The following is a 2766-nucleotide window of genomic DNA, read 5'->3' as shown; positions in this document are numbered from 1 at the left end:
CTCCTTGAAGCTGTGCAGTACGCGCAGCGGAACGTTGTACTTGCCGGCGAATTCCACCGCACGGATCTGCAACACCTTCGAACCGAGACTGGCCATTTCCAGCATCTCTTCGAAGGTGATCTTGTCCAGGCGCTGAGCCACGGACACCACACGCGGATCGGTGGTGTAGACGCCGTCGACGTCGGTGTAGATCTGGCATTCGTCAGCCTTCAGGGCTGCCGCCAGCGCCACGCCGGTGGTGTCGGAACCGCCACGACCGAGGGTGGTGATATTGCCGTGCTCGTCGACGCCCTGGAAACCGGCGACAACCACCACACGACCGGCCTTCAGGTCACCGCGAATCTTCTGGTCATCAATCTGCAAGATACGCGCTTTATTGTGCGCGCTATCCGTCAGAATCCGTACCTGATTGCCGGTGTACGACACCGCTGGCACGCCACGCTTGATCAGCGCCATGGCCAACAGTGCAATCGTCACCTGCTCACCGGTGGATACGATCACATCCAGCTCACGAGGAACCGGCTGGCCGTCGCCACTGATTTGCTTGGCCAGATCGATCAGACGGTTGGTCTCGCCGCTCATTGCGGACAGCACAACCACCAGGTCATCGCCCGCCTCGCGGAATTTCTTAACCTTGTCGGCGACCTGCTCGATTCTCTCGACAGTGCCGACTGAGGTGCCTCCAAATTTCTGTACGATCAAAGCCATTTCAAAGCCGCCTCTGCCCATGAAGGGCGCCCAATAATCACTCAAACAGCGTTCTGGCCCGCCACTAGACCGCGGGCCAGGCACACTGCCTTATAAACCCTGCTCTACAAATGGAACAGTCAGGGCCAATGCGGCATCCAGTGCGCCAGCGTCAATACCACCGCCCTGCGCCATGTCTGGACGACCACCGCCCTTCCCGCCCACTGCCGCAGCAGCCTGTTTCATCAAATCACCGGCTTTGAGTTGGCCAGTCAGGTCTTTGGTCACGCCTGCAACCAGAACGACCTTTTCCTCATGGACACTGCCGAGCAGGATCACTGCGCGGCCGAGTTTGTTTTTCAATTGATCGACCAGCGCCAACAGCGCCTTGCCGTCCTGACCGTCCAGACGCACGGCCAGCACTTTCACGCCTTTGACGTCCAGGGCAGAAGCCGACAGATCGTCGCCCGCCGCGCTGGCCGCCTTGGCCTGCAACTGCTCGAGTTGCTTCTCCAGCAGACGGTTGCGCTCCAGCACAGCCGACAGCTTGTCGATCAGGTTATCGCGACTGCCCTTGACCAGGTTGGCCGCTTCCTTGAGTTGTTCTTCTGCCGTGTTCAAGTAGGCCAGCGCAGCTGCGCCGGTCAATGCCTCGATACGACGCACACCGGAGGCTACACCGCCTTCACTGATGATTTTCAGCAGGCCGATGTCGCCGGTGCGGGTGGCGTGAATACCGCCGCACAACTCGACAGAGAAATCGCCCATGCTCAGCACGCGTACGCTGTCGCCGTACTTCTCGCCGAACAGCGCCATGGCGCCTTTTTGCTTGGCGGTTTCGATGTCGGTTTCTTCGGTTTCAACTTCGGAATTCTTGCGAATCTCGGCGTTGACGATGTCTTCCAGCGCCTTCAACTGCTCAGGCTTGATCGCCTCGAAGTGGCTGAAGTCAAAGCGTAGACGCTGACTGTCGACCAACGAGCCTTTCTGCTGAACGTGCTCGCCCAGTACCTGACGCAATGCAGCGTGCAGCAAGTGAGTGGCGGAGTGGTTCAGCGACGTCGCGTGACGCACGTCGGCATCGACATGAGTCTCGACCGGAGCGCCCACGATCAGGCTGCCCGAATCCAGTACACCGTGGTGCAGGAACGCGCCGCCGGTCTTGGTGGTGTCGCGCACGTCGAAACGCGCAGCGCCAGCCTGGAGGAAGCCGCAATCACCAATCTGACCACCGGATTCGGCATAGAACGGGGTCTGATTGAGAACGACCACGCCCTCTTCGCCTTCGCTCAGCACGTCAACCGATTGCCCGTCTTTATAGAGAGCAACGATTTTGGCGGAACCGCTGTGAGCGGTGTAACCGGTGAACTCGGTGGCCACATCAACCTTGACCAGGCTGTTGTAGTCCATGCCAAAGGAGCTGGCGGAGCGAGCACGGACGCGCTGGGCTTCCATTTCGCGCTCGAAACCTTCTTCGTCGATGGTCAGGCTGCGCTCGCGAGCGATGTCGCCGGTCAGGTCCATCGGGAAGCCGTAAGTGTCGTAAAGCTTGAACACTACATCGCCCGGCACTACGTCGCCTTTGAGTTCGGCCAGATCCTGCTCGAGGATCTTCAGACCCTGCTCCAGGGTCTTGGCGAATTGCTCTTCTTCGGCTTTCAGGACGCGCTCGATGTGCGCCTGTTGGGATTTCAGCTCAGGGAACGCTTCGCCCATCTCGGCGACCAGGGCCGCAACGATCTGATAGAAGAAGCTGCCCTTGGCGCCCAGTTTGTTGCCGTGACGGCAAGCGCGACGAATGATCCGGCGCAGCACATAACCGCGACCTTCGTTGGACGGCAGCACGCCGTCGGCAATCAGGAAACCGCAGGAACGGATGTGGTCAGCCACGACTTTCAGCGAAGCCTGAGCATCGTTGGTGCAACCGATGGCTTTGGCCGATGCGCTCAGCAGGCTCTGGAACAGGTCGATTTCATAGTTCGAGTGAACGTGCTGCAGCACGGCACTGATCCGCTCCAGGCCCATGCCGGTGTCCACCGACGGCGCTGGCAACGGGTGCAACACGCCATCGGCGGTGCG

Annotated in this window: 2 protein-coding genes; both read right to left on the bottom strand. The window is 60.1% G+C overall.

What is annotated here, in order from left to right; all coding sequences use genetic code 11:
* Positions 1-708, bottom strand: a 708-nt coding sequence (locus ACIPLA_RS28100) for an aspartate kinase (RefSeq protein ID WP_401177730.1), incomplete at its 3' end; no start/stop codon positions are given.
* A gap of 90 nt (positions 709-798) precedes the next feature.
* Positions 799-2766: alanine--tRNA ligase (gene alaS / locus ACIPLA_RS28095; RefSeq protein ID WP_401177727.1), on the bottom strand; the 1968-nt coding region annotated here is incomplete at its 5' end.

Source organism: Pseudomonas sp. NPDC086112, from assembly GCF_044746425.1.
GTDB lineage: Bacteria > Pseudomonadota > Gammaproteobacteria > Pseudomonadales > Pseudomonadaceae > Aquipseudomonas.
The sequence above is the reverse complement of the archived record's forward strand: the minus strand, read 5'-3'. Positions and strand labels throughout refer to the sequence as shown.